The sequence below is a fragment of the Pseudarthrobacter sp. NKDBFgelt genome (genome assembly GCF_046097905.1).
GTDB classification, from domain to species: domain Bacteria; phylum Actinomycetota; class Actinomycetes; order Actinomycetales; family Micrococcaceae; genus Arthrobacter; species Arthrobacter polychromogenes.
This window is the reverse complement of sequence record NZ_JBJURL010000028.1, coordinates 1-22,910: the sequence shown is the minus strand read 5'-3', so window position 1 is coordinate 22,910 and position 22,910 is coordinate 1. Positions and strand designations below refer to the sequence as shown.

Genomic DNA, 22,910 nt, shown 5'->3' with positions numbered 1-22,910 from the left:
TGGCTAGGGTGCGCCGCCGCGCGAAATCAGTTCTTTGGCCAGGCGCCGGTAGGCGTCCGCACCGATGTGGTTGCCGGCGTAGCTGGTGATCGGCTCCGCCGCCACCGTGGCGTCGGCGAACTTAATGGAACGCTTGATGACGGTCTCGAACACCTTGTCCCCGAAGGCTTCCACCAGCCGGGTGATGACTTCACGGCTGTGGAGGGTCCGGGCGTCGTACATTGTGGCGAGCACCCCGTCCACCTGCAGGCGCGGGTTGAGGCGGTCCTGCACCTTGTCGATGGTTTCCACCAGCAGGGCCACCGCACGAAGGGCGAAGAACTCGCAGATCAGCGGGATGATGACGCCGTGTGCCGCGGTGAGGGCGTTGACCGTCAGCAGGCCCAGGGAGGGCTGGCAGTCGATGAGGACGACGTCGTAATCGTCCTCCACCTTCTTCAGGGCCCGGTCCAGGACCTGCTCGCGTGCAACCTCGTTGACGAGCTGGACTTCGGCCGCTGAGAGGTCGATGTTGGCCGGCAGCAGGTCGACGTTCTCGACGCCGGTCTGGTGGATGGCGTCACGGATATTGACCTTGCGGTCCATCAGGACGTTGTAGACCGTAAGGTCCAGCTCGTGGGGGTTCACGCCGAGCCCTGCCGACAGCGCACCCTGGGGATCGAAATCGACCAGGAGCACCCGGCGGCCATACTCCGCCAGCGCTGCCGCGAGGTTGATGGTGGAGGTGGTCTTGCCGACGCCGCCTTTTTGGTTCACCATGGCGATCACACGCGCCGGACCGTGGGAGGACAGCGGTGCCGGTTCCGGGAACTCCCGGTATGGGCGTCCCGTGGGGCCCATCACCGCGTTGTCCAGGTCAAATTCCGTGCCCTCCAGAGTTGCCGAACCCTGTTCGCTGCTCACGTATCTATCCACACTTTCGATGACGGTGATTTCCTGCCGCTGGTTGCCAGCGCCGTTCCTTCTTCTTCCCAAGGTTACAGCGGCCGACACGGTATTCGGCGGAACTTGACTTTCCGCCCATGTTGAGCCTTGACCCTCTAGCTGAGGTCGAAGGTTGGTTTTGCAGGGGCCACGCAGCAGCCCCCGCGGCCAGTGCTGCGGGGGCTGCTGCGTGAAAACTGTTTGTGCGTGGCGGGCGCCTGGCGTGGTGCCTAAACGCCAGCCGGAACGCGCCGCTCCTCGGTTTCCGTGGCTGCCGGCGCCGCGTGGCCGGCGTGGCTGGCAATCATGGTCTGCTCGTCGAAGGGCAGTTCGCCGGAGAGTACCTGGTCAACCTGGCCCCGTTCGATCTCCTTCATCCAGGTGCCGATCAGGACGGTGGCTACGGCGTTGCCGGTGAAGTTGGTCAGGGCGCGTGCCTCGGACATGAACCTGTCGATTCCAACGATCATGCCCACGCCGCCCAGCAGTTCCGGCTTGTGTGCCTGCAGGCCTGCAGCAAGGGTGGCCAGGCCGGCGCCGGTGACACCGGCGGCACCCTTGGAAGCGATGATCATGAAGATCAGCAGCGAAACCTGGGCTCCCAGATCCAGCGGGGTTCCCATGGCGTTGGCCACGAAGAGGGAAGCCATGGTCAGGTAGATGGCGGTGCCGTCCAGGTTGAAGGAGTAGCCCGTGGGAACGGTAACGCCAACCACCGGCTTGGAGACGCCGAGGTGCTCCATCTTTGCGATCAGGCGGGGCAGGGCAGCTTCGGAAGAGGACGTGGAGAAGATCAGCAGGTATTCACGGCCCAGGTACTTCATGAGCTTGAAGATGTTGACTCCGGACACAACCTTCAGCAGACCGCCCAGGATGATGACGATGAACAGTGCGCAGGTGATGTAGAAGGCGGCCATCAGGGTGAACATGCTGACGATGGCCTGGACGCCGGTGGCTCCGACAACGGCGGCGATGGCACCGAAGGCGCCCACGGGAGCCAGCCACATGATCATGATGAGGATGCGGAAGACGACGGCCTGGCCGTGGCCGATGGCCTTGAGTACCGGCGCACCCTGCGGGCCCATCTTCTGCAGGGCGAAACCTACAAGGAGCGCGGCAAAGAGCGTCGGAAGGACCGGAATGTCGCCCGGGATGATCCCCAGGAGGAAGGCTACGGTGCTGTCGACTTCTGCCTTCTTGGAAGGATCGTATGGCGCCAGCTTCAGGCCCTCGCCCGGGTGGATCAGGTTGCCAACAACCAGGCCGATGGCGAGCGCGAAGGTAGACATGAGCACGAAGTATCCCAGTGCCAGGCCACCGACCTTGCCCACTGTGGCGGCCTTTGCGATGGAGCCGATGCCCAGGACGATGGTGCAGAAGATGATGGGCGCAATCATCATCTTGATCAGCTTGATGAACCCGTCACCCAGCGGCTTCATGGACTTGCCGACCTCGGGGAACATCAGGCCCACGACGGCGCCGAGGATGACGGCGGCGATGACCGCAATGTAGAGGTAATGCGATTTGTCGATGCCCTTGCGCCGCGTCTTCACGGTGTCAAGCGACTCTCCTCGTTGAGAAGCCATGATGTGTCTCCTTATATGGATAATCTGATAGACGCTGCGGCGCATTCTCTGGGCTCTGCGCGTCCTCCGGTGTGATATCCATCATTGGGTACGCCGTGATCCAGCTCACCGTTGCGTTCATATTGGTCGCGGCACACATGCTTTCTAAGGATGGCGTCCGGAAACGGCGTCGGGAGGTACACGTGATCCACCCCTGGAGTATCGCCCGCAGGCTCTTCGTGGCAAACCTGCTGATTGTGGTGGTGTTTATCGCCGTCGTCGGTTCGGCCACGTTTGTTGATGCCCGTGACCGCACCTACGACGAGGCCGGCCACCGGATGGCCGGAATAGCCGCTGCCATTGCTGCCAGCCCGCTGGTGCTGGCGGCGGCCTCCAGCCCGGACCCGACCGCGTCGCTGCAGCCCTATGCCAGGGACGTTATGGCGGAGGCCGACGTCGACTTCGTCACCATCATGGCCACCGACCGCACCCGGTGGACGCATCCCCGGGTCGAGGAGATCGGCCGGCCGTATATCGGCTCCATCGACGCTGCACTGCAGGGCGGGCAGCTCACCGAAGTGACGGCGGGGACGCTGGGCCCGTCGGTGCGGACCATTGTTCCGGTCAAGGACCAGGCGGGCGAGGTGAAGGCGCTGGTGGCGGTGGGCGTTACGGTCCGCACGGTGGACGTCGCCTTCGCCGGACGCCTGCCGGCCCTGCTGTTGATTGGCCTTGCCCTGCTGGTGGGAGGTTCGCTGGCGTCCTGGTTCCTTGGCCGGTACCTTCGCCGGGTGACCCGGGGGTGGGGTCCTGAGCAGCTCTCGCAGCTGTTCGCCTACTACGAATCCGTCCTGCACTCGGTGCGCGAAGGCCTGATCCTGATTGATACGAAGGGCCGCGTGGTGATGTACAACGACCAGGCGGCGGAACTGCTGGGCCTCGAAGGTGCCGGGAGCAAGGACCCCACCCGGCCGCCGTCGCTGGCGGAACTGCCGCTCGAGGAGGAGCTCCGGGACCTCTTCGAGTCCGGCCGGCCGGCCAATGACGAGATCATCCTTACCGGTTCCCGGGTGCTGGTGGTCAACCAGGGACCGGCCAGGGCGCCGGGCTCCCCGGGAACCCGGGGCAGGGCACCCGTGTACGGTACTGTGGCAACCCTGCGGGACCGTACCGAAATTGAAGCACTGGGCACCGAACTGGAAACCATGCGGACCCTTTCCGGCGCCCTGCGCGCCCAGACCCATGAACACGCCAACCGGCTCCACACCATGGTCTCGCTTCTGGAGCTGGGCCGGACGCAGGAAGCCCTGGATTTCGCCACCCGGGACCTGGAGCTGAGCCAGCAACTGACGGATGACATGGTCAGCTCCGTTGATGAACCTGTCCTGGGTGCACTCGTCATGGGCAAGGTGGCGGAAGCCCACGAACGCGGGGTCCAGCTTGATGTTGCCACGCTGGGTTCCGGTACGGTGGCGGGAGTGGCTGTGCAGGACCTGGTGACAATCCTGGGAAACCTCCTGGATAACGCCATCGACGCGGCAGCGGACGCTCCCCCGCCCCGGCGCGTGGAGCTGACGGTGGAGTCGGATGAGGAGGGGCTGGACATCGCCGTCCACGATTCCGGCGCCGCCCTGGACGCGCAGGCCGCGGACAACATCTTCCGCCACGGCTTCAGCACCAAGCCTTCCGGGCCCGGCGGCCGGGGCATCGGGCTGGCCCTGGTCCGGCAGGCAGTGCAGCGGCTGGGCGGTACCCTGACCATTAACGGACGGCGCGGAGCGAAATTCGAAGTATTCCTTCCCGCAGCAGAGTCCCCCCAAAAGGAGCACACACCGTGAGCAACATCCGGGTCCTCGTCGTTGAGGACGAGGCCATCGCATCGGCGGCACACGCAGCCTATATCGGGCGGCTGCCGGGCTTTGAGCTGGCCGGAAGCGCGCCCGACGGCCAGTCCGCCCTTCGGCTGCTCGGTGAGCTCTCGGCGGCGGGCAACCCGGTGGAGCTGGTCCTCCTGGACATGAACCTGCCGGACCTCCACGGCCTGGACATCGCCCGGCGGATGCGGGCGGCGGGCATCCTGGCGGACATCATTGCCATCACCGCCGTCCGGGAGCTGGCCATCGTGCGGAGCGCCGTAGCCATCGGGGTGGTGCAGTACCTGATCAAGCCGTTTACGTTCGCCACGTTCGCGGACAAGCTGGAAAGCTACCGGCAGTTCCGGCAGCAGCTCGCAGGCCCGCACGCCGGCTCCGGAAAGGCCGGAGCATCCCAAAGCGAAGTGGACCAGGCCTTCGCAAGCCTGCGGGCGCCGTCAGAGCTGCCTCTACCCAAAGGCCTCTCCGCTTCCACGCTGGGCTCGGTGCAGGAGTTCGTCAGGCAACAAAGTGACGCCGTATCCGCCGCGGAAGTCATGGACGCCCTCGGCATGTCCCGCGTCACCGCCCGCCGCTACCTCGAGTACCTGGCGGACGCCGGCACGGTCTCCAGGACTGCCCGCTACGGAACACCGGGCCGGCCGGAAAACGAATACCGCTGGAGCGGGCGCTGACCCAGCTGCTGACTCCAGCCGCTGGTAGCCTCCGCTGCTAGTTTCCGCTGCCGCCGCGACGGAGGCTCCCGATCAGCTGGTCAATCACCCCGGCGTCCTCGATCGTGGACGGCACCGTATACTCCTCGCCGTCGGCAATCTGCCGCATGGTCTTGCGGAGGATCTTCCCGGAGCGGGTCTTGGGCAGGGCATCCACAACCGTCACGTGCTTGAAGTCCGCAACAGCGCCGATGTCCCGCCGGACCATCGCCACCAGGTCCCTGGCCAGGATCTCCCCGGACACCTCGACCCCGGACTTGAGCACAACGTAGCCGCTGGGCCGCTGGCCCTTCAGGGAGTCGGCCAGGCCGATCACCGCGCACTCGGCGACGGCCGGATGCTGCCCGATGACCTGTTCCATGGCGCCCGTTGACAGCCGGTGCCCGGCAACATTGATGATGTCATCGGTCCGCCCCATCACGAACACATAGCCGTCCGCATCCCGGTAGCCGGAGTCGCCGGTGGCGTAGCACCCCTCAAAAGCCTGCAGGTAGGAGGAGATATACCGTTCGTCGTCGCCCCAGAGCGTGGCCAGGGTCCCGGGCGGCAGCGGCAACCCGAGCACGATGTTCCCTTCCGCGCCGGGGGCCACTTCCACGCCCAGGCCGTCCACGATGCTGAGCCTGAATCCCGGCATGGGCACGCTGGGCGAACCTGCCTTGATGGGCAGTTCTTCCAGTCCGCGGGGATTGGCGCAGATGGCCCAGCCCGTCTCCGTCTGCCACCAGTGGTCCACCACAGGAACGCCAACCGACCGGGAGGCCCAATGGAAGGTGTCCGTGTCCAGCCGCTCCCCCGCCGTGAAGAGCGTGCGCAGGCTGGAGACGTCATAGTTCCGCAGCAGGGCTGCCTCAGGGTCGGCCTTCCGGATGGCCCGCAGCGCCGTGGGGGCGGTGAAGAGGACGTTGACTCCGTGTTCCTGGATCACGCGCCAAAACGCGCCGGCATCAGGCGTTCCAACCGGCTTGCCCTCATAGAGGACCGTGGTGGCACCGGCAAGCAGCGGGCCATAGACGATGTAGGAGTGCCCCACCACCCAGCCGACATCCGACGCGGTCCACATAACGTCCCCCGGACCGGCGCCGTAGATGTTGTCCATGGTCCAGGCGAGCGCGACGGCGTGGCCTCCGTTGTCCCGCACCACGCCTTTGGGCGTCCCGGTGGTGCCTGAGGTGTAGAGGATGTACAGCGGGTCCGTGGCCGCGACGTCCACGGGTGCGGCAGGTTCCGCAGCGGCCATTTCCGAGTCCCAGTCCTGCCAGCCATGGTCTGCCGCCGTGGCTGCGAAGCCCTCCCGGGCCCGGACGATCACGGGGAGGTCCGGCACTCCCGCCAGCTGGAGGGCTTCCTCGACGGCGGGGAGGTATTCAATCCGGCGGGTGGGCTCGATCCCCCCGGAGGCGGTGACCACCACGGCGGGAGCGGCGTCGCGGATGCGTGCCGCGAGTTCTTTCGGGGCAAACCCGCCGAAGACCACCGAATGGACGGCTCCGAGGCGCGCTGTTGCCAGCATGGCGATGGCGGCCTCGGGAATCATCGGCATGTAGATCACGACGCGGTCCCCCTTGCCCACCCCGCGGTTGCGGAGGGCGCCGGCAAAGCGTGCCACCAGCCGGGTGAGTTCCGTGTAGGTGAAGCGCTGGCGGGTGCCGAGCATGGCGGAATCGTAGATCAGCGCGTCCTGGTCCCCCCGGCCGGCTTCCACGTGGCGGTCCAGGGCGTTGTAGGAGGTGTTGAGGACCCCGTCCGGAAACCAGGTGTAAAGCGGAGCCCGGCTTGCGTCCAGCGCGTGCCGGGGCGGGACCGACCAGGACACCCTTGCGGCTGCCTTGAGCCAAAACTCCCCGGGTTTCCCAAGGCTTGCTTCATACGTTTCCCGATAGCTGCTGGTGACCATGAAAGTGCTTCCCATCCACGACGTTGTGTAGCGGCCATGGTAGCCGGGAGTCCGACGGTGAAACAAGGGCCTTGTATACATAAATGCGGCAAATCCGGCATTGAACAGCTCTTGGTTGGCATAATGAGGCCTTCTGTATACACTGAGGGGGTCCATTACCGAAGGAGGCATCGATGCGCGCCAGTGACAGGGCCTACGCCGCCCTACGCGACGACATCACCGAATGGCGCCTCCTTCCGGGCACGGTGCTTGCTGAAGTGGAACAGTCCGAACGCCTTGGCGTCTCACGCACTCCACTGCGGGAGGCGCTGAGCCGGCTTACCGCCGAAGGGCTGACGACGACGGCCGGCAGCCGCGGCGTCGTCGTCACCGACGTTTCGCTCGATGACATCGACGAACTCTTCGAGCTCCGCGAAACCCTCGAAAGCAAAGCCGCAGCGCTGGCAGCCGAACGCGCTGATCCCGGCGTTTTCCTCCAGCTCCACAAGGAGCTCCTCGAAGCCCCGGCCCTCATTGACGGCAGCGACCCCGGCCGGCACGCCTACTACGATCTTGCCGGGCGCCTCGACGCCGCCATCGATGCCGCCGTCTCCAATTCCTACCTGGCGCAGGCCATGCGCGGCCTGCGGGTGCACCTGGTGCGCGTGCGGCGCCTGGCAGCCGACGATGCGCAGCGGCTCACGGCCGCAGCAGCAGAGCACGCAGCCATCGCCGAAGCGATCGCCGCCCGCAACCCCAGGCTCGCCGAAGCCGCCACCATCCTCCACCTGCACCGAAGCCTTTCGCACGTCAAGAACACGCACACACCCCACCACAAGGAGCACCATGGTTAAGGAACACCACGTCCGGGTTTACAGGAGCGAGGAAAACCTGCCCCGCGAGGAACAGCTCGCCTACAAGATCGCCAAGGTTGCCACCGACCCCGTCGCGGTAACGCCCGAGGTGGCCGACATGGTGATCAACCGGGTCATCGACAACGCCTCGGTGGCCATAGCCTCCTTGAACCGCGGGCCGATTGTGGCTGCCCGGGCCCAGGCCCTGGCCCACGGCCCCAGCACCGGCGGCCAGGGCGCCAAAGTCTTCGGTATCGGCGAGCGCGTATCACCGGAATGGGCCGCCTGGGCCAACGGGGTTGCCGTGCGGGAACTGGATTACCACGACACCTTCCTGGCCGCTGACTACTCACATCCCGGCGACAACATCCCGCCGGTCCTGGCCGTTGCCCAGCACACCGGTTCCAGCGGACAGGACCTCATCCGCGGCATCACCACCGGGTACGAAATCCAGGTGAACCTGGTCAAGGCAATCTGCCTGCACAAGCACAAGATCGACCATGTGGCGCACCTTGGCCCGTCGGCAGCCGCCGGCATCGGCACCCTGCTGGGGCTGGACGTCGAGACCATCTTCCAGTCCGTCGGCCAGGCCCTGCACACCACCACAGCAACCAGGCAGTCCCGCAAGGGCGAGATCTCCACCTGGAAGGCTCACGCCCCGGCGTTCGCCGGAAAGATGGCCGTCGAGGCCGCAGACCGTGCCATGCGCGGGCAGACCTCCCCTGTGCCCATCTACGAAGGTGAAGACGGGGTCATCGCCTGGATGCTGGACGGCCCGGATGCCTCCTACATGGTGCCGCTGCCGGAGGCCGGGGAAGCAAAGCGCGCCATCCTGGACACCTACACTAAGGAACACTCTGCCGAGTACCAGGCTCAGGCCTGGATCGACCTGGCCCGGAAACTGAACCGCGAACACCCCGAAGCCACGGACCCCGCCAACGTAAAGTCCGTGCTCATCAAGACGAGCCACCACACGCACTATGTCATTGGCTCCGGCGCCAACGATCCCCAGAAGTACTCACCCACCGCATCAAGGGAAACGCTGGACCACTCCATTCCCTACATCTTCACGGTGGCCCTGCAGGACGGCGCCTGGCACCACGTGGACTCCTACTCCCCCGAACGCGCCGGACGGCCGGACACGGTGGACCTGTGGCAGAAGGTCAGCACCGAGGAAGACCCCGAGTGGACCCGCCGCTACCACTCCCTGGACATTGCCGAGAAGGCCTTCGGCGGCTCCGTGGAGATCGCCCTGGCGAACGGCACGGTCATCAAGGACAGCATCGCGGTTGCCGACGCCCACCCCCTCGGCGCCAGGCCCTTTGGCCGCGAGCAGTACATTAACAAGTTCCGCACCCTCGCCGCCGGGCTCGTGGAGGAAGCCGAGATTGAAAGGTTCCTCGCCGCCGTCGAACGCCTGCCGGAACTCGCCGCCGGTGAGTTGGACCAGCTGAACATCACCGCCGCCCCCGGCGTTATCGACTTCGCCGCCGCACCCAAGGGACTGTTCTGATGCTGTATTCCAGGACCACACCGGAGCAGAAACGGATCCGGTTCCGGGAGCTCCTGGCCTCCGGAACCATCCAGCAGTTCCCCGGCGCGTTCAACCCCCTCTCCGCCCGGCTGATCGAGGAAAAGGGCTTCGCCGGGGTTTACATCTCCGGTGCAGTGCTGGCCAACGACCTCGGGCTGCCGGACATCGGACTGACCACCCTTACGGAAGTGGCCACCCGCGCGGGCCAGATCGCCCGCATGACGGACCTTCCCGCCATCGTGGATGCGGACACCGGCTTCGGCGAACCCATGAACGTTGCCCGCACCGTGCAGGAACTTGAGAACGCCGGCCTCGCCGGACTGCACATCGAGGACCAGTTCAACCCCAAGCGCTGCGGCCACCTCGACGGCAAGAACGTCGTGGACCTGGACACCGCCACCAAACGCATCCGCGCTGCCGCGGACGCCCGCCGTGACCCCAACTTCCTGATCATGGCCCGCACCGACATCCGTGCCACGGATGGACTGGCGGCGGCACAGGACCGGGCGAAAGCACTCGTGGACGCCGGCGCCGACGCGATTTTCCCCGAAGCAATGGCCACCCTGGACGAGTTCCAGGCCATCCGCGATGCCGTGGACGTGCCCATCCTGGCCAACATGACGGAGTTCGGAAAGAGCGACCTCTTCTCGGTGGACCAGCTGGCAGCCGTGGGCGTGAACATGGTGATTTATCCGGTCACCCTGCTCCGTAGTGCCATGGGCGCTGCTGAGCGTACGCTGGACTCGATCAAGGCTGAGGGAACGCAGGAGGCGCAGGTTGGCAGCATGCTGACCCGTGCGCGGCTGTACGAACTCGTGGACTACGAGGCCTACAACCGTTTTGACACCGGGGTCTTCAATTTCCAGGTCCCCGGAAAGCACTAAAGGACCACCGCCGGCCGCGGCCGGCATCCGAAAGGCGACAGGAACAAGGGAGTTTCAGCATGGCTGAACAGGACATTAAAAAAGGTCTCGCCGGCGTCGTAGTGGACTACACGTCCGTCTCGAAGGTCAACCCGGACACCAACTCGCTGCTGTACCGCGGCTACCCGGTCCAGGAGCTCGCGGCACGGTGCAGCTTTGAGGAAGTCGCGTATCTGCTCTGGAACGGGGAGCTGCCCACCGCGGACCAGCTGTCCGAATTCACTGCGCGGGAACGCGCCGGGCGGGCCCTGGACCCGGTGGTCAAGCAGGTAATCGATGCCCTGCCCACCAGCGCCCACCCGATGGATGTCTGCCGGACGGCAGCCTCCGTCATGGGTGCCAGGCATCCGTTGGCGGAGGACTCATCGCGGGAAGCCAACATGGCAAAGGCCGTGGACCTGTTCGCAGCGATGCCGGCCGTGGTGGCCTATGACCAGCGGCGCAGGCACGGGCAAACCGCCATTGCGCCCCGTGACGACCTGGGCTACTCGGCCAACTTCCTGTGGATGGCCTTCGGTGAGGAACAGGTGCCGGAAGTGGTGGAGGCCTTCAACGTTTCCATGATCCTTTACGCCGAACACAGTTTTAACGCCTCGACCTTCACGGCGCGGGTCATCACCTCCACTCTTTCGGACCTGCATTCAGCGGTCACGGGAGCCATCGGGGCCCTGAAAGGCCCGCTGCATGGAGGTGCGAACGAGGCCGTTATGCATACCTTCGATGAGATCGGCATCCGGCCGGAGGAATCGCTGGAAGAAGCGGCAGCGCGCGCCAAGGCCTGGATGGAGGACGCCCTGGCCAACAAAAAGAAGGTGATGGGGTTCGGACACCGGGTGTACAAGCACGGCGACTCCCGGGTGCCCACCATGAAGGCGGCCCTGGACAAGATGATTGCGCACTATGGCAGGCCGGAACTCCTGGGCTTGTACCAGGGACTCGAGACTGCCATGGACGAGGCCAAGGCCATCAAGCCCAACCTCGACTACCCGGCAGGGCCCACCTACCACCTGATGGGCTTCGACACCGAGACGTTCACTCCCCTGTTCGTCGCCAGCCGGATCACGGGCTGGACAGCGCACATCATGGAGCAGTTGGACTCGAACTCGCTGATCCGTCCGCTGAGCGAATACGTTGGCCCGGAGGAACGGCACCTGCCTTAGGGCTGCTGCCGGATAAGGCACCACGGCCTGAAGGCGCGACGGCGGCCAGGTCACTTTGAGGGGCCGGGCCGCCGTCGTTTTCCCGAAGTTTCAGAAAAGCAGGCTTTCGGAGGAGGCGACGGCCTCGTTGTCGTTGTCCATGGTCACAACGATGTTGACCTTCCCGCCTTCCAGCACCACCGGCAGCCAGTGGTCGGCATCCTGCCACATCCGCTCCACAGGCAGGGTGGCGGTATCAAACCAGGCGGGGGCGATCTCAACGCTTTCCGTGGGCTCGCCGTCCCAGCGCAGCGCTGTGAACAGCCGCGTGCGCATGTCCCACTCCGGCTTGGCAGGGAACACGAACCGGATGACCCCAGCGTCCCGAAGGTCCTCATGGCGGAGCCCGACGTCAGCTTCCTCCCGCACCTCGCGGATCGCGGCCTCCGCGTCGCTCTCGCCCGGTTCCACGTGGCCGCCGATGCCAACGATCTTTCCGCGCCCAAAGCCCGTCTTCTTCAGACCCAGCAGCACCTGGGGCACGCCGTCAACCTCGCGGAGCAGGAAACACAGGGCAACCGCGGCAGCCATGCTCAGCCCAGCGCCCGGGGATGCGCGGCGGCGTAGATCTCCCGCAGGGTATCGGCCGTGACCAGGGTGTACACCTGCGTGGTGGTCACCGAGGCGTGGCCCAGCAACTCCTGGACCACACGGACGTCCGCTCCGCCTTCGAGCAGGTGGGTGGCAAAGGAGTGCCGGAGGGTGTGGGGGGAAACGTCCTTGGTGATGTTCGCCTTTTCGGCCGCCGCCTTCAGGATGGTCCAGGCGCTCTGCCGGCTGATCCGGCCGCCGCGGGCGTTCAGGAACAGCGCCGGCGTGCCTTTTCCCTTGGCTGCCAGCAGGGGCCGGCCCCGCACCAAATACGCTTCCAGGGCCCTGGCACCGTAGGAGCCAAGGGGCACCAGCCGTTCTTTGGAACCCTTGCCGAAGAGCCGCACGATGGCCGGGCCGGACGCCTCAGCATCCAATGAGATGTCGTCAACGTCCAGGCCCACGGCTTCACTGATCCTCGCTCCGGTGGAGTACAGGAATTCCAGGAGGGCCCGGTCGCGCAGCCCCGTAGCCGTGTCCGTACCAGCCGCCTCGAGGATCCGCGTGACTTCGTCCACGCTGATGGCCTTCGGCAGCCGTTTGCCGGGCATGGGCGGGTGGACTTCGCTGGCGGGGTCCGTGGGCGTGAAGCCTTCCAAAGCCCAGAACTTGTGGAGTCCGCGGACGGCCACCACGGTCCTGGCGGCGGACCTGACGCCCAGCGTGGAACCGCCGTCGGACCCGTCAGCCAGCGCCCGGACGTATCCCGTGACGTGGTGGCGGGTAATATCCTCCGGCCGCGTGCAGCCGCCCGCGGAGAGGTACCGGGCATACCGGGTGAGATCCCGCCGGTAGGCGGAGAGGGTGTTGGCCGCCAGGCCGCGCTCCACTCCCATGTGCTGCAGGTAGTCGGTGATGCCGCGGTCGATGGGCGTGGGCGGGGTGGGCGGGGCGGCGGCATCCTTGACCGGCTCTGCCCGGGCTGCCTCGGCGACAGCCGGGGTTGCGTTGGCGACAGCCGGCCCTGCGGCGGCCAGTTCTGTGGAGGGGAGAGGCACCATCAGCGCTGGCTGGGGTGCGCAGGCCAGGGTGCGTCCGCGGGACGGAGCCCCTCAAATCCGCTGGCGCGTGCGGCAGCGGCGGCCAGGATTCCGACGACGGCGGACGGGTTGTGGAGCCGGCCGGCCAGGACGGAGTCCACGGCGTCGTCCAGGCTGATCCAGTGGAATTCGATCTCGGCTTCCTCATCCGTCCGTTCGTGGCGTTCGTGATGGGGTATGTCTGCGAGGTCCCGGGCCAGGTAGATCCTGATGGCCTCGCTGGAGGAGCCCGGGGAATTGAAAAAGTCCGCCAGGACATTCCAGGTACCCGCAGCGAGGTCCGCTTCCTCGGCCAGTTCGCGGGCGGCCCCCACCACGAAGTCCTCACCCTCAACGTCCAGCAGGCCGGCGGGAATCTCCCAGAGATCCATGCCCACCGGATGGCGGTACTGCCTGAGAAGGAGGATCTCGCCGGCAGCGTTCATGGGCAGGACGGCCACCGCACCGGGATGGTCGATGTAGTCGCGGGTGAGTGCCTCGCCGGTCTCCTGCAGCTGGAAGCTGTCGCTGACCACGTCCCAGATCCGGCCTTCGTAGACCTTCTCCGTAGACAAAAGACGGCGCGGGCTCGGTGCATCCGAAACCTGCTTCGCAGCAGGGGTGGCTTCAGGTGTACCGGGCATCGCGCCGTCCTTTTTCTGTTGGAACTACTTAGCGGCTACCGTACCGGACTGCAGGGCGTCGGCAGCGCCGGCATCCGCGGTGGCGGCCGTGTCGGGGCCCTCCTGGTGCTTCAGGGCTGCCTTGACCAGGCCGGCGAACAGCGGGTGCGGCCGGGTGGGGCGTGAGCTCAGCTCAGGGTGCGCCTGGGTGGCCACATAGTACGGGTGGACGTCCGCAGGCAGTTCGACGAATTCAACGAGCTTGCCGTCCGGGGACGTGCCGGAGAAGACCAGGCCTTCGGCTGCGATCTGGTCGCGGTACTTGTTGTTGACCTCATAGCGGTGGCGGTGGCGTTCGCTGACGGTGGTCTTGCCGTACGTTTCAGCGATGACGGATCCGGCGTCGAGCTTTGCTTCGTAGAGGCCCAGGCGCATGGTGCCGCCGAGGTCGCCGCCGCCTTCGACGAACTCCAGCTGCTCTTCCATGGTGGCAATGACGGGGTACTTCGAGTCGGGCTCGAACTCGCTGGACGAAGCGCCTTCGAGGCCCACCACGTTGCGGGCGTATTCGATGACCATGCACTGCAGGCCCAGGCAGAGTCCCAGGACCGGCAGTTTGGTTTCGCGGGCGAACTTCAGGGCGCCGAGCTTGCCTTCAAGCCCGCGGATGCCGAAGCCGCCGGGAACGCAGATGGCGTCGACGCCGTCGAGCGCCTTGATGGCGCCTTCGAGGGTTTCGCATTCGTCAGACGGGACCCAGCGGATTTTGACCTTGGTGTCGTTGGCGAAGCCGCCGGCGCGCAGGGCCTCTGTCACGGACAGGTAGGCGTCGGGCAGGTCAATGTACTTGCCCACCAGCGCGATCTCAACCTCGTGCTTGGGGTTGTGTACGGCTTCGAGCAGCTTGTCCCAGCTGGTCCAGTCCACGTCCTTGAAGGGCAGGTCCAGGGCACGCACGATGTACGAGTCCAGGCCCTGCGTGTGGAGGGTCTTGGGGATGTCGTAGATGCTGGGGGCATCGGCGGCGTTCACCACGGCATCGATGTCGACGTCGCACATCCGGCCGATCTTTTCCCGCATGGCTTCGGGCACTTCGCGGTCCGAGCGGATAACGATAGCCTCGGGCTGGATACCGATGGACCGCAGGGCTGCGACGGAGTGCTGGGTGGGCTTGGTCTTCAGCTCCTGGGACGGCCCGATGTACGGGACGAGGGAGACGTGGAGGAAAAACACGTTGGTGCGGCCAATGTCCTGGCGCACCTGGCGGGCCGATTCGAGGAACGGCTGGGATTCGATGTCGCCCACGGTGCCGCCGATTTCGGTGATGATGACGTCCGGGGCGTTCTTGCCCTCGGCCGGCAGGCGCATGCGGCGCTTGATCTCATCGGTGATGTGCGGGATGACCTGGACGGTGTCGCCGAGGTACTCGCCGCGGCGCTCCTTGGCGATGACTGTTGAGTACACCTGTCCCGTGGTCACGTTCGCTGAACCTTCCAGGTTTTCGTCCAGGAAGCGCTCGTAGTGTCCGATGTCCAGGTCCGTCTCGGCACCGTCGTCGGTGACGAAGACCTCGCCGTGCTGGAAGGGGTTCATGGTGCCCGGATCCACGTTCAGGTACGGATCGAGCTTCTGCATAGTCACAGACAGGCCGCGTGCGCGCAGCAGGTGACCGAGGCTTGATGCCGTCAGTCCCTTACCGAGCGAGGACGCCACACCACCGGTTACGAAGATGTGTTTGGTCGTCTTGGATGAGCCCGGGAACCGGGAATTTACACGGGAATTTGATCGCTGCACCACGGAATTCGAGCCTATCATCATTTGAGCCTTCCACGGATCGCCGGCAGTGTTCCCCAAACGTCCAAGTTTGCCCGTGTGCCGGCCGCCGTTCAAGGGGCAGCCTGCACACAAAGCCCGGCCGGAACCCGCCCGGGCCCGCTTTCAGGCCCGCTGGGGCAGCAGTTTCGCGTCGTCCAGCAGCTCCCGGGCGTGGGCCTGCGCCGACTCTGAATCCTCCTGTCCGGCCAGCATGCGGGCCAGTTCGCGGACCCTTTCGGGACCGTCGAGGAGGCGGACATCACTGGACGTGAACCCGGTGGCCGTTCCGCCGTCGGCTCCCCGGACGGAGGTCTTGGTGACGGTGATGTGCTGGTCCGCGAAGGCGGCTACCTGCGGCAGGTGGGTGACTACCAGCACCTGGACGTGGCGGGCCAGCATGGCGAGCCTGCGGCCGATTTCGACGGCGGCACGGCCACCCACGCCGGCGTCCACCTCGTCGAAGACGAACGTCGGGACCGGGTCCACGGCTGCCAGCACCACCTCGATGGCGAGCATGACGCGGGACAGTTCACCGCCGGAGGCGCCTTTGCCGAGGGGCCGGGCGGGGGCTCCGGAGTGCGGCTGCAGCAGGAAGCTAATTTCGTCCGCGCCGTGCGGCCCCAGCTGGCCACCGGGCTCGAGATTGATGACCAAAGTGGCATCAGCCATGGCCAGCGCCTTCAACTCCGCGCTGACCCGGGCTGACAGGTCCTTCGCGGCCTTGGCCCTGATCTTGCTGATGGCCGCAGCCTGCTTCGTCAGGTCGGCCTCCGCCTGGACCACTTCGGCGTCCAGCTTTTCGATCCGGGTGGAATCGTCCTGCAGTTCATCGAAGCGCACGCGGGCGTTCTCCGCCCAGACCAACACCTCGTCGATGGTGGGAGCGTATTTGCGGACCAGTTTGGCCAGCACGGCCCGGCGGTCCTCGATCTCCGCGAGCCGTTCGGGTCCTTCCGTATCCAGCCCGGCCTGGTAGCTGGCCAGCTCGGTGGCGATGTCGTTCAGCAAGAAGCCCACTTCGGCCAGGCGCGCGGCGGCAGACCCCAGCTCGGCATCATGCTCGGCCACATGCTCCAGCGTCCGCTTGGCAGCGTCAACCAGGGTGGTGGCGTCCCCCTCTTCACCGAAGTCCTCGGCGATGAGCGCCTGGTGGGCTGTGCTCGCGGCGATGCGAAGCTCCTCGACGTTGGCCAGCTTCACCGCTTCGGCTTTGAGGACTTCGTCCTCCCCCGGCTGCGGATCAACCTCATCGATTTCGGCGAGGGCGCTCTGCAGGGATTCGGCCTCACGCAGCCTGTCACGCGCAGCGCTGCGGAGGCTGTCCAGCTCGGCCTGGCTGGACTTCCAGTGATTGTATAGGGCCTGGTAGGCGGCCAGCGGACCGGCCAGCGATTCACCGGCGAACTTGTCCAGGGCGCCCCGCTGGGCGGCCGCTCCCTTGAGCCGGATCTGGTCCGACTGGCCGTGGACCACCACCAGGGTCTCGCCGATTTCGGCCAGGACGCCTACCGGCGCGGCCCTGCCGCCCAGGAAGGCACGGCTGCGGCCGTCGGAGCCAAGGCGACGGGCAAGGATCAGCTCCGCGCCGCCGTCGACCTCTTCCGTATCCGCCCCTGCCTCCACTGCCCTGGCAATCGCGGGATGGCCGGCGTCGAGCTTCAGCACTGCCTCGGCCGTGGCGCTCTTCGCGCCGCTCCTGACGGCTCCGGCATCCGAGCGCGCGCCCAGGAGCAGGCCGACGGCGGTGACCACCATGGTCTTGCCGGCGCCGGTCTCGCCGGTCACCACGCTCAGGCCCGGCCCGAGCGGCAGCGTTGCGTCGGTGATAACGCCAAGATCGCGGATTCTCAGTTCTTCAAGCATGGCTTCACTTTGCGGTGGTGGGATCGTTGTCATCGCCCGGCTGGTCCGACTGGGGCACCTGGAGCGGAGGCATGGGCCGCGGTGTCCGGACGATGGGTATGGGGCCGGTGTGGATGGCGTCCGCCTTGGGTACCGGTCCCCGCCAGCCGTGGATCGGCAGCTCGAACTTGCGGACCAGACGGGCCGAAAACGGCGTCTGGTGGGTGCGGGCCAGCCGCACGGGGGTGGCGGATTTTGTGACTTCCACCCGGGCGCCCGGCGGCAAATCCACGGAGCGCCTGCCATCACACCACAGGACGCCTTGGGCATCCGTCCGACCGAGGACCTCCACGGCCAGCCTGGAACGGGGCGAGACCACCAGCGGCTTGGCGAAGAGCGCGTGGGCACTGATGGGAACGATGACCAGTGCCTCCACCTCGGGCCAGACCACGGGACCGCCGGCCGAAAAGCCGTACGCCGTGGAGCCGGTGGGGGTGGCCAGGACGATGCCGTCGCAGCCAAAGGACGTGAGGGGACGCTCGTCCACTTCGGTCACAACCTCGAGCATGCGTTCGCGGTTGGCTTTCTCGATGGCGGCTTCGTTCAGCGCCCAGGTGTGCCAGATCTTCTGGCCGCGGACCCATACCTGGACATCGATGGTCATCCGCTCTTCCACAGTGTACTCGCGGCTGGCGATCCATTCGACGGTCTGGGCGAGGTCCGCCCGCTCGCTTTCGGCCAGGAAGCCCACATGGCCAAGGTTGACGCCCAGCAGCGGCACGTCCACTTCCCGGACCAGTTCAGCGGCGCGCAGGATGGTGCCGTCGCCGCCCAGGACCATCACCAGTTCAACGTCTGGAAGCTGGACATGGTCGTGGAGGACCTCCACGGGCTGGGCCAGGTGTCCGAAGAACCGTTCCATGTCTGCAAGTTCGGATTCCTGCATGACCGGCACGATCCCCGAGGCGTGCAGGAGGGCGCACGCCTCCCAGGCGGCCTTCAGCGAGTCCTCGCGGCCGGTATGGGCGAGGACCAGTACACGCCTGCTCATCAGGTTCCGCTCTCTAGTGGTTCGGCCAGATTCGTCCGAGCAAGGCAGCAGCCGCTGCCTCCCGCTCTTCGATCTTAGGCAAGTCTTGGCTGATCCTGCGTTTTATCCACAGGAAGTATTCAACGTTTCCGTCCTGGCCCGGCAGCGGACTGACCGCCAGGCCACACAAGTCCAGCCCGGCGTCGAGCGCTGCCCTGGCCACTTTTTCCACCGCGAGGCGGCGTTCCCGCTCGGAAGTGACCACTCCTGTCCGTCCCAGCCTGTCCTTGCCGATCTCGAACTGCGGCTTCACCATCAGCACCAGGTCCCCGCCGGGTTTGGTGCACAGTGCCAGCGGCTGGACCACCAGGGTGAGGGAGATGAAGGACAGGTCTGCCACGGTGAGTTCCGCGGTGCCCCCGATATCGGCGGGCGACATGTACCGGACGTTCAATCCCTCGTGGACGTCCACGCGGGGATCTTCCCGCAGCCGCTGCACCAGCTGGCCGTGCCCGACGTCGACCGCCACCACGTGTGCGGCACCGCGCCGCAGCAGGACGTCGGTGAAGCCGCCGGTGGAGGCACCGGCGTCGAGGCACCTTTTGCCGTCCGGTGTGATGCCGGGAAAAGCGTCAAGCGCGCCCGCAAGTTTGTGTCCGGCCCGGCTGACGTAGGTGTCCCGCTCGTCATGGTCGACGTCCAGGGGCCTGTCCTCGTCCACCTGGAGGGACGCCTTGGCCAGGACCTGTCCTGCTGAGGTGACTTTGCCTTCGGCAATCAAGGCGGCTGCGTGTGTCCGGGACCTTGCAAGCCCGCGGGCCACCAAAGCCTGGTCGAGGCGTACAGGCATCAGGCGGCACCGTCCGTCGGATCAACACTCATGGGCGCGCTGTTGCCGGGAACGCTGTTAAGCGCGGCCAGCAGTTCGTCGTGGAGTTCGTTGTAGACGTTTTCATGGTCGGACACCGGGACCTGCGGCAGTGCCTCCAGCCGGCCCAGCGCCTGTGCCACCACGGGATCCGCCACTCCCGCATCGCTGATGCCGGGCCAGTCCGGGGATGGCTGGGCTGCTGCATATTCCGGTTCGGTCAGCTCAGTCATTCCACCAGTCTAGTGATCCAGCCACACCAGCTCGGGCGCCTGGGGGGTGGAGGCGTCCGGCGTCGCCGCCCACCATGCTGCGCACGCGGCGCGCCAGGAGTCCAGGCTGTCTTGGCTGCCAATAATGCCCACCGCACCGTTGGCCACACGCGCCGTGGCCGCGCCACAGGCATACGTGCCGTCGTGGTGCGTCATTTCCGGATACGGCCGGTGCAGGTCCGCCAGGTTGCTGATGATGTAGTCCGGGCGTTCCGCGGCGCGGGCGGCCAGAATGGTCTGGAGGGTGTCGACGCCGGTCAGTACCGCCACGGTGGCGAAGCCGGCGTTGTTTCCGCCGAGGATATCGGTGTCCAGCCGGTCCCCCACCACCAGCGGGCGTTCTGCCCCGAGACGCTTGGCTGCGGAGTGGAAGAGCGGTGCCTCGGGTTTGCCGGCCACGCGGGGTGTCTGCCCTGTTGCGGCTGCCACGGCCGAGACCAGCGTTCCGTTTCCGGGCGCGATGCCGCGGGCCTGCGGTATGGACATGTCCGTGTTCGTGGCCACCCACAGGGCTCCGGCGTTGACCACGTACGTGGCTTCGGCCAGGTCTTTCCACCCGATCTCGGGGTTGAAGCCCTGGACCACCGCCACCGGGCCCTCGTCCTGGCTGTACACGGGCACCAGCCCAACGAGTTCGATCTCGGCGGCGAGGGCGGGGCTGCCCGTGATGAGGATCCGGGAGCCGGGTGCCAGCAGGGACGCGAGCAGATCCGCGGCGGCCTGTGAGGAGCTCACCACCTGGTTGTCTTCGGCGGGCGCCCCGAGCTCGCGGAGGTGGGCGGCAACCTGGCCCGGGGAGCGCGACGCGTTGTTGGTCACGTATCCCAGGCCTACGCCAATGCCGGCGAGCTGCTTCAGCGATTCAACGGCACCCGGAATGGCGTGCGGACCGGCGTAAACCACTCCGTCCAGGTCCGCCAGGAGTGCATCGAACAGGGAGATCAGGGGAACGTCGGTCATTCGTCAGTCTTCCCGGCGGTCCTGCTGGTCCTGATACTCCGCAGAGGAGTCGTGTTCGTCGGCAGCGCCGCTTTCCGGGGCTTCAGGGGACTCCAGCTCGTCCCGTTCCACCGAATCCTCGTCCGACTCGGCGTCGTCGGAAACGAAGTAGTCCGCTTCCTGGTCATCGATGCTGGCGTCCTGCGGGTCTGCAGCGTGGGCGGGCGCGGCTGCGGCGCCGGCGTTGGGTGCGGCTTTGGGGGCAGCGTCGGATGCCTGTGATGCGCGGTCGAGCAGGCGGCGGCGCTCAGCTTCCTCCTTTGCCTCCTCCTCCTCGTCCCAGCCGAGGTCAATGATGTCGGGCTCTTCGTCTACGCCCTGGCCCAGCGCGTTTTCGGCAACCACGGCCTGCTTCCGCCACTTCTCGGCTTCAGCGTCGCGGTCCACGCCGGCGAGGGCGTCGGCGTACGCACGGAACAGCCGGGGGCTGTAGGAGAACGCCCGGTTGATGTCCAGCTGAGGGATCTCGAGTTCGGCTACCGCCGCGTCCAGCTGCCCCAGGTCGGTCCTGGCACCTGCTGCCACAATGGCGAGTTCCGCCTTGCCGGGCGCATCCAGGTCCTGGGCTTCCTCGGACCTGGCCACGTCAAGAGCGCGGTCAGGGCGTCCCAGTCCACGCTCGCAGTCAGCCATGACCGGAAGGTGGACGTTGGAACCGCTGATGCGGCGGTAGGTGCGGAATTCGCGGAGGGCTTCGCCGTAATGGCCTGCGGCGTAGGCGGTCAGGCCTACGGCTTCGCGGACGGCGGCCAGCCTGCCGCCGCGGCGGCTTGCAGCGAGGGCGTGCTGGAAGGCGAGCTCCGGTTCTTCATCGATGAGCCGGCCGGCCATCACAAGGTGGCGGGCAACCCATTCCGCGCTCTTTGCTTCGAGCGTTTTGATCTGGTGCTGGGTGGCACGGTCGAGTTCCTTGCCGGTGACGTCCTCATCGATCTGCGGAGACCTCTCCCGGTCAGGACGGTTCGCGCTGCGGAGGTCGCGGACGTTGGGTTCGCGGACAGGGCGGTCTTCCGGGCGGTCCCGGCCAAAGGTACGGGGACCTGCATCTCCCCGGCTGGGGCCACGATCGAAACTGCGCGGTGCGCGATCCTGGCGGTCGCCGCGGCCGGGACGGTCGCTGCGGTCACCGAACGGCTTCCGGTTCTCTCCCCCGCCGAAGCCGCGGCGGTCTCCCTCGCCGTCACGGCGCGGACGATCACCGAAGGGCTTCTGGTCACGATCGCCATACGGCTTGCGGTCACGATCGCCGTATGGCTTGCGGTCATGGTCACCGAACGGCTTACGCTCCCCGCCGCCGCTGAAGGGCTTGCGGTCACGGTCGCCAAACGGCTTACGCTCCCCTCCACCGAAACCACGACGATCACCCTCACCGTCACGACGCGGACGATCACCAAAAGGCTTCTGGTCACGATCGCCATACGGCTTGCGGTCACGGTCACCAAACGGCTTACGCTCCCCGCCGCCGCTGAAACCACGACGATCACCCTCACCGTCACGACGCGGACGATCGCCAAAGGGCTTCTGGTCACGATCGCCATACGGCTTGCGGTCACGGTCGCCAAACGGCTTACGCTCCCCTCCACCGAAACCACGACGGTCACCCTCACCGTCACGACGCGGACGATCACCAAAAGGCTTCCGATCCCGGTCACCGAAAGGCTTACGCTCACCGCCGCCGGAGGGACGTCCGGAGGACTCGCCGCCATCGCGGTTGCCGCGGGCGCGGAAGCCCCTGGGATCCCCGCCTGAATTGTTGTTGCCGCGGAATCCGCCGCGGTCATTTCCGCCGCGGTTGCCGCCGTTGTGCTCAGCCATGTGGATTCCTCCTGTTATGAGCCGACCACTGGCGCAACTGCAGCCGCTCGTATCCGTGTTTCGTTTCCTACGCAACCCGAAATCAAGCGCTTCGAAGTCCGTACATCTTCATCAATTCTAGAGGAGCCGCCCCGCAGAGCAGCACGGGTGAAGCCCAGGACGCCGCATCGTGGGAATATTCACACGCTCTCTCACTTGTTGCGGGGTTTGTCGGGATGCTCTCTCACTTGTTGCGGGGGGTGGGGGGGGTATTGCTGGGGGAAGTGGGTGAGGATCGTCCGGGAAGCGGCATCTACTGAGAGAGGGTGCCCCGGGTGCCTGCATGAGGTGGGTGAGGGTCCGTCCGGTGCCTGCATCAAGTGCGAGAGGGTCCGTTCCGGGCCTGCACAAGGTGGAAGGGGATGCCGGGAAGGGGTGCATTAGGTGCGAGAGGGTTTGGGTGTGTGTTAAATGTGGGAGGCCCCAACCATTAGTGGTTGGGGCCTCGACCTTTTTTAGTGTGTGTCCGGCGGTGACCTACTCTCCCACACCCTCCCGGGTGCAGTACCATCGGCGCTGTGGGTCTTAGCTTCCG

The 22,910-nt window shown here is 66.3% G+C and carries 20 protein-coding genes; 7 read left to right on the top strand and 13 right to left on the bottom strand.

The features are described from left to right. Nucleotides 1–3: 3 nt before the first annotated feature. Both ACKAE7_RS09590 and ACKAE7_RS09585 read right to left on the bottom strand, forming a co-directional pair. Nucleotides 4–903 carry a ParA family protein gene (locus ACKAE7_RS09590; protein ID WP_104188770.1) on the bottom strand — a complete coding sequence of 300 codons (900 nt, stop codon included), beginning with the start codon at nucleotides 901–903 and terminating at the stop codon, nucleotides 4–6. A gap of 251 nt (nucleotides 904–1,154) precedes the next feature. Further along, complete coding sequence (locus tag ACKAE7_RS09585) at nucleotides 1,155–2,510, bottom strand: cation:dicarboxylate symporter family transporter (protein WP_188813304.1); 1,356 nt, start codon at nucleotides 2,508–2,510, stop codon at nucleotides 1,155–1,157. A 182-nt stretch (nucleotides 2,511–2,692) separates the two neighbouring features. On the opposite strand from ACKAE7_RS09585, the gene ACKAE7_RS09580 reads away from it, so the two are divergent. Further along, a complete protein-coding gene (locus ACKAE7_RS09580) occupies nucleotides 2,693–4,327 on the top strand; it encodes an ATP-binding protein (RefSeq protein ID WP_191036125.1) in 1,635 nt (544 codons plus the stop codon). Further along, on the top strand, nucleotides 4,324–5,037 hold the full coding sequence (locus ACKAE7_RS09575; RefSeq protein WP_408979028.1) for a response regulator: 714 nt from the start codon (nucleotides 4,324–4,326) through the stop codon (nucleotides 5,035–5,037). The genes ACKAE7_RS09580 and ACKAE7_RS09575 overlap by 4 nt, the downstream gene beginning before the upstream one ends. A gap of 37 nt (nucleotides 5,038–5,074) precedes the next feature. Here ACKAE7_RS09575 and ACKAE7_RS09570 read toward each other — a convergent pair whose 3' ends face one another. After that, nucleotides 5,075–6,973 (bottom strand): AMP-binding protein, encoded by a 1,899-nt coding sequence (locus ACKAE7_RS09570; RefSeq protein WP_408979038.1) that lies wholly within the window; start codon nucleotides 6,971–6,973, stop codon nucleotides 5,075–5,077. 173 nt (nucleotides 6,974–7,146) lie between these two features. On the opposite strand from ACKAE7_RS09570, the gene ACKAE7_RS09565 reads away from it, so the two are divergent. Genes ACKAE7_RS09565 through ACKAE7_RS09550 form a run of 4 tightly spaced genes read left to right on the top strand, consistent with a single transcriptional unit; the run spans nucleotide 7,147 to nucleotide 11,423 of the window. After that, complete coding sequence (locus ACKAE7_RS09565; RefSeq protein WP_188813310.1) at nucleotides 7,147–7,806, top strand: GntR family transcriptional regulator; 660 nt, start codon at nucleotides 7,147–7,149, stop codon at nucleotides 7,804–7,806. After that, on the top strand, nucleotides 7,799–9,319 hold the full coding sequence (locus ACKAE7_RS09560) for an MmgE/PrpD family protein (RefSeq protein WP_408979027.1): 1,521 nt from the start codon (nucleotides 7,799–7,801) through the stop codon (nucleotides 9,317–9,319). The genes ACKAE7_RS09565 and ACKAE7_RS09560 overlap by 8 nt, the downstream gene beginning before the upstream one ends. Continuing rightward, nucleotides 9,319–10,224 carry a methylisocitrate lyase gene (gene prpB / locus ACKAE7_RS09555; protein ID WP_188813314.1) on the top strand — a complete coding sequence of 302 codons (906 nt, stop codon included), beginning with the start codon at nucleotides 9,319–9,321 and terminating at the stop codon, nucleotides 10,222–10,224. The genes ACKAE7_RS09560 and prpB overlap by 1 nt, the downstream gene beginning before the upstream one ends. Before the next feature lie 59 nt (nucleotides 10,225–10,283). After that, complete coding sequence (locus tag ACKAE7_RS09550) at nucleotides 10,284–11,423, top strand: bifunctional 2-methylcitrate synthase/citrate synthase (protein ID WP_190613940.1); 1,140 nt, start codon at nucleotides 10,284–10,286, stop codon at nucleotides 11,421–11,423. 90 nt (nucleotides 11,424–11,513) lie between these two features. Here the strand turns inward: ACKAE7_RS09550 and ACKAE7_RS09545 are convergent, their stop codons facing one another. The 10 genes from ACKAE7_RS09545 to ACKAE7_RS09500 all read right to left on the bottom strand — a co-directional run bounded on the left by ACKAE7_RS09545 (nucleotide 11,514) and on the right by ACKAE7_RS09500 (nucleotide 21,352). After that, nucleotides 11,514–11,993 (bottom strand): 8-oxo-dGTP diphosphatase, encoded by a 480-nt coding sequence (locus tag ACKAE7_RS09545; protein WP_408979026.1) that lies wholly within the window; start codon nucleotides 11,991–11,993, stop codon nucleotides 11,514–11,516. Nucleotides 11,994–11,995: 2 nt separating this feature from the next. Further along, nucleotides 11,996–13,054, bottom strand: coding sequence for a site-specific tyrosine recombinase XerD (xerD, locus tag ACKAE7_RS09540; RefSeq protein ID WP_408979025.1), 1,059 nt, complete (start codon nucleotides 13,052–13,054; stop codon nucleotides 11,996–11,998). Beyond that, the gene (locus tag ACKAE7_RS09535; protein ID WP_408979024.1) at nucleotides 13,054–13,716 is read right to left on the bottom strand and encodes an NUDIX domain-containing protein; all 663 of its coding nucleotides are present in this window, start codon (nucleotides 13,714–13,716) and stop codon (nucleotides 13,054–13,056) included. Before ACKAE7_RS09535 ends, xerD begins: the two co-directional genes overlap by 1 nt. Before the next feature lie 24 nt (nucleotides 13,717–13,740). Beyond that, nucleotides 13,741–15,510 carry a CTP synthase gene (locus ACKAE7_RS09530; protein ID WP_104188822.1) on the bottom strand — a complete coding sequence of 590 codons (1,770 nt, stop codon included), beginning with the start codon at nucleotides 15,508–15,510 and terminating at the stop codon, nucleotides 13,741–13,743. 123 nt (nucleotides 15,511–15,633) lie between these two features. Continuing rightward, the gene (gene recN / locus ACKAE7_RS09525) at nucleotides 15,634–17,373 is read right to left on the bottom strand and encodes a DNA repair protein RecN (protein WP_188813326.1); all 1,740 of its coding nucleotides are present in this window, start codon (nucleotides 17,371–17,373) and stop codon (nucleotides 15,634–15,636) included. Between the two features lie 4 nt (nucleotides 17,374–17,377). Next, nucleotides 17,378–18,403 carry an NAD kinase gene (locus ACKAE7_RS09520; RefSeq protein ID WP_188813328.1) on the bottom strand — a complete coding sequence of 342 codons (1,026 nt, stop codon included), beginning with the start codon at nucleotides 18,401–18,403 and terminating at the stop codon, nucleotides 17,378–17,380. 13 nt (nucleotides 18,404–18,416) lie between these two features. After that, complete coding sequence (locus tag ACKAE7_RS09515; RefSeq protein ID WP_408979023.1) at nucleotides 18,417–19,232, bottom strand: TlyA family RNA methyltransferase; 816 nt, start codon at nucleotides 19,230–19,232, stop codon at nucleotides 18,417–18,419. After that, a complete protein-coding gene (locus ACKAE7_RS09510) occupies nucleotides 19,232–19,483 on the bottom strand; it encodes a hypothetical protein (protein WP_188813332.1) in 252 nt (83 codons plus the stop codon). Before ACKAE7_RS09510 ends, ACKAE7_RS09515 begins: the two co-directional genes overlap by 1 nt. Before the next feature lie 9 nt (nucleotides 19,484–19,492). After that, a complete protein-coding gene (locus ACKAE7_RS09505; RefSeq protein ID WP_408979022.1) occupies nucleotides 19,493–20,482 on the bottom strand; it encodes an HAD-IIA family hydrolase in 990 nt (329 codons plus the stop codon). 3 nt (nucleotides 20,483–20,485) lie between these two features. Further along, a complete protein-coding gene (locus ACKAE7_RS09500; protein ID WP_408979021.1) occupies nucleotides 20,486–21,352 on the bottom strand; it encodes a hypothetical protein in 867 nt (288 codons plus the stop codon). Here ACKAE7_RS09500 and ACKAE7_RS09495 point away from each other — a divergent pair. Then, a complete protein-coding gene (locus ACKAE7_RS09495) occupies nucleotides 21,305–22,270 on the top strand; it encodes a hypothetical protein (protein WP_408979020.1) in 966 nt (321 codons plus the stop codon). The genes ACKAE7_RS09500 and ACKAE7_RS09495 overlap by 48 nt on opposite strands. Nucleotides 22,271–22,910: the final 640 nt, after the last annotated feature.

Excerpts from the sequence above, each read along its gene's own strand:
- ACKAE7_RS09585 (WP_188813304.1), bottom strand. The coding sequence starts at position 2,510 with ATGGCTTCTCAACGAGGAGAGTCGCTTGACACCGTGAAGACGCGGCGC.
- ACKAE7_RS09570 (WP_408979038.1), bottom strand. The coding sequence starts at position 6,973 with ATGGTCACCAGCAGCTATCGGGAAACGTATGAAGCAAGCCTTGGGAAA.
- ACKAE7_RS09565 (WP_188813310.1), top strand. The coding sequence starts at position 7,147 with ATGCGCGCCAGTGACAGGGCCTACGCCGCCCTACGCGACGACATCACC.
- ACKAE7_RS09560 (WP_408979027.1), top strand. The coding sequence starts at position 7,799 with ATGGTTAAGGAACACCACGTCCGGGTTTACAGGAGCGAGGAAAACCTG.
- prpB (WP_188813314.1), top strand. The coding sequence starts at position 9,319 with ATGCTGTATTCCAGGACCACACCGGAGCAGAAACGGATCCGGTTCCGG.
- ACKAE7_RS09550 (WP_190613940.1), top strand. The coding sequence starts at position 10,284 with ATGGCTGAACAGGACATTAAAAAAGGTCTCGCCGGCGTCGTAGTGGAC.
- ACKAE7_RS09545 (WP_408979026.1), bottom strand. The coding sequence starts at position 11,993 with ATGGCTGCCGCGGTTGCCCTGTGTTTCCTGCTCCGCGAGGTTGACGGC.
- xerD (WP_408979025.1), bottom strand. The coding sequence starts at position 13,054 with ATGGTGCCTCTCCCCTCCACAGAACTGGCCGCCGCAGGGCCGGCTGTC.
- ACKAE7_RS09535 (WP_408979024.1), bottom strand. The coding sequence starts at position 13,716 with ATGCCCGGTACACCTGAAGCCACCCCTGCTGCGAAGCAGGTTTCGGAT.
- ACKAE7_RS09530 (WP_104188822.1), bottom strand. The coding sequence starts at position 15,510 with ATGATAGGCTCGAATTCCGTGGTGCAGCGATCAAATTCCCGTGTAAAT.
- recN (WP_188813326.1), bottom strand. The coding sequence starts at position 17,373 with ATGCTTGAAGAACTGAGAATCCGCGATCTTGGCGTTATCACCGACGCA.
- ACKAE7_RS09520 (WP_188813328.1), bottom strand. The coding sequence starts at position 18,403 with ATGAGCAGGCGTGTACTGGTCCTCGCCCATACCGGCCGCGAGGACTCG.
- ACKAE7_RS09515 (WP_408979023.1), bottom strand. The coding sequence starts at position 19,232 with ATGCCTGTACGCCTCGACCAGGCTTTGGTGGCCCGCGGGCTTGCAAGG.
- ACKAE7_RS09510 (WP_188813332.1), bottom strand. The coding sequence starts at position 19,483 with ATGACTGAGCTGACCGAACCGGAATATGCAGCAGCCCAGCCATCCCCG.
- ACKAE7_RS09505 (WP_408979022.1), bottom strand. The coding sequence starts at position 20,482 with ATGACCGACGTTCCCCTGATCTCCCTGTTCGATGCACTCCTGGCGGAC.
- ACKAE7_RS09500 (WP_408979021.1), bottom strand. The coding sequence starts at position 21,352 with ATGGCCGGCCGGCTCATCGATGAAGAACCGGAGCTCGCCTTCCAGCAC.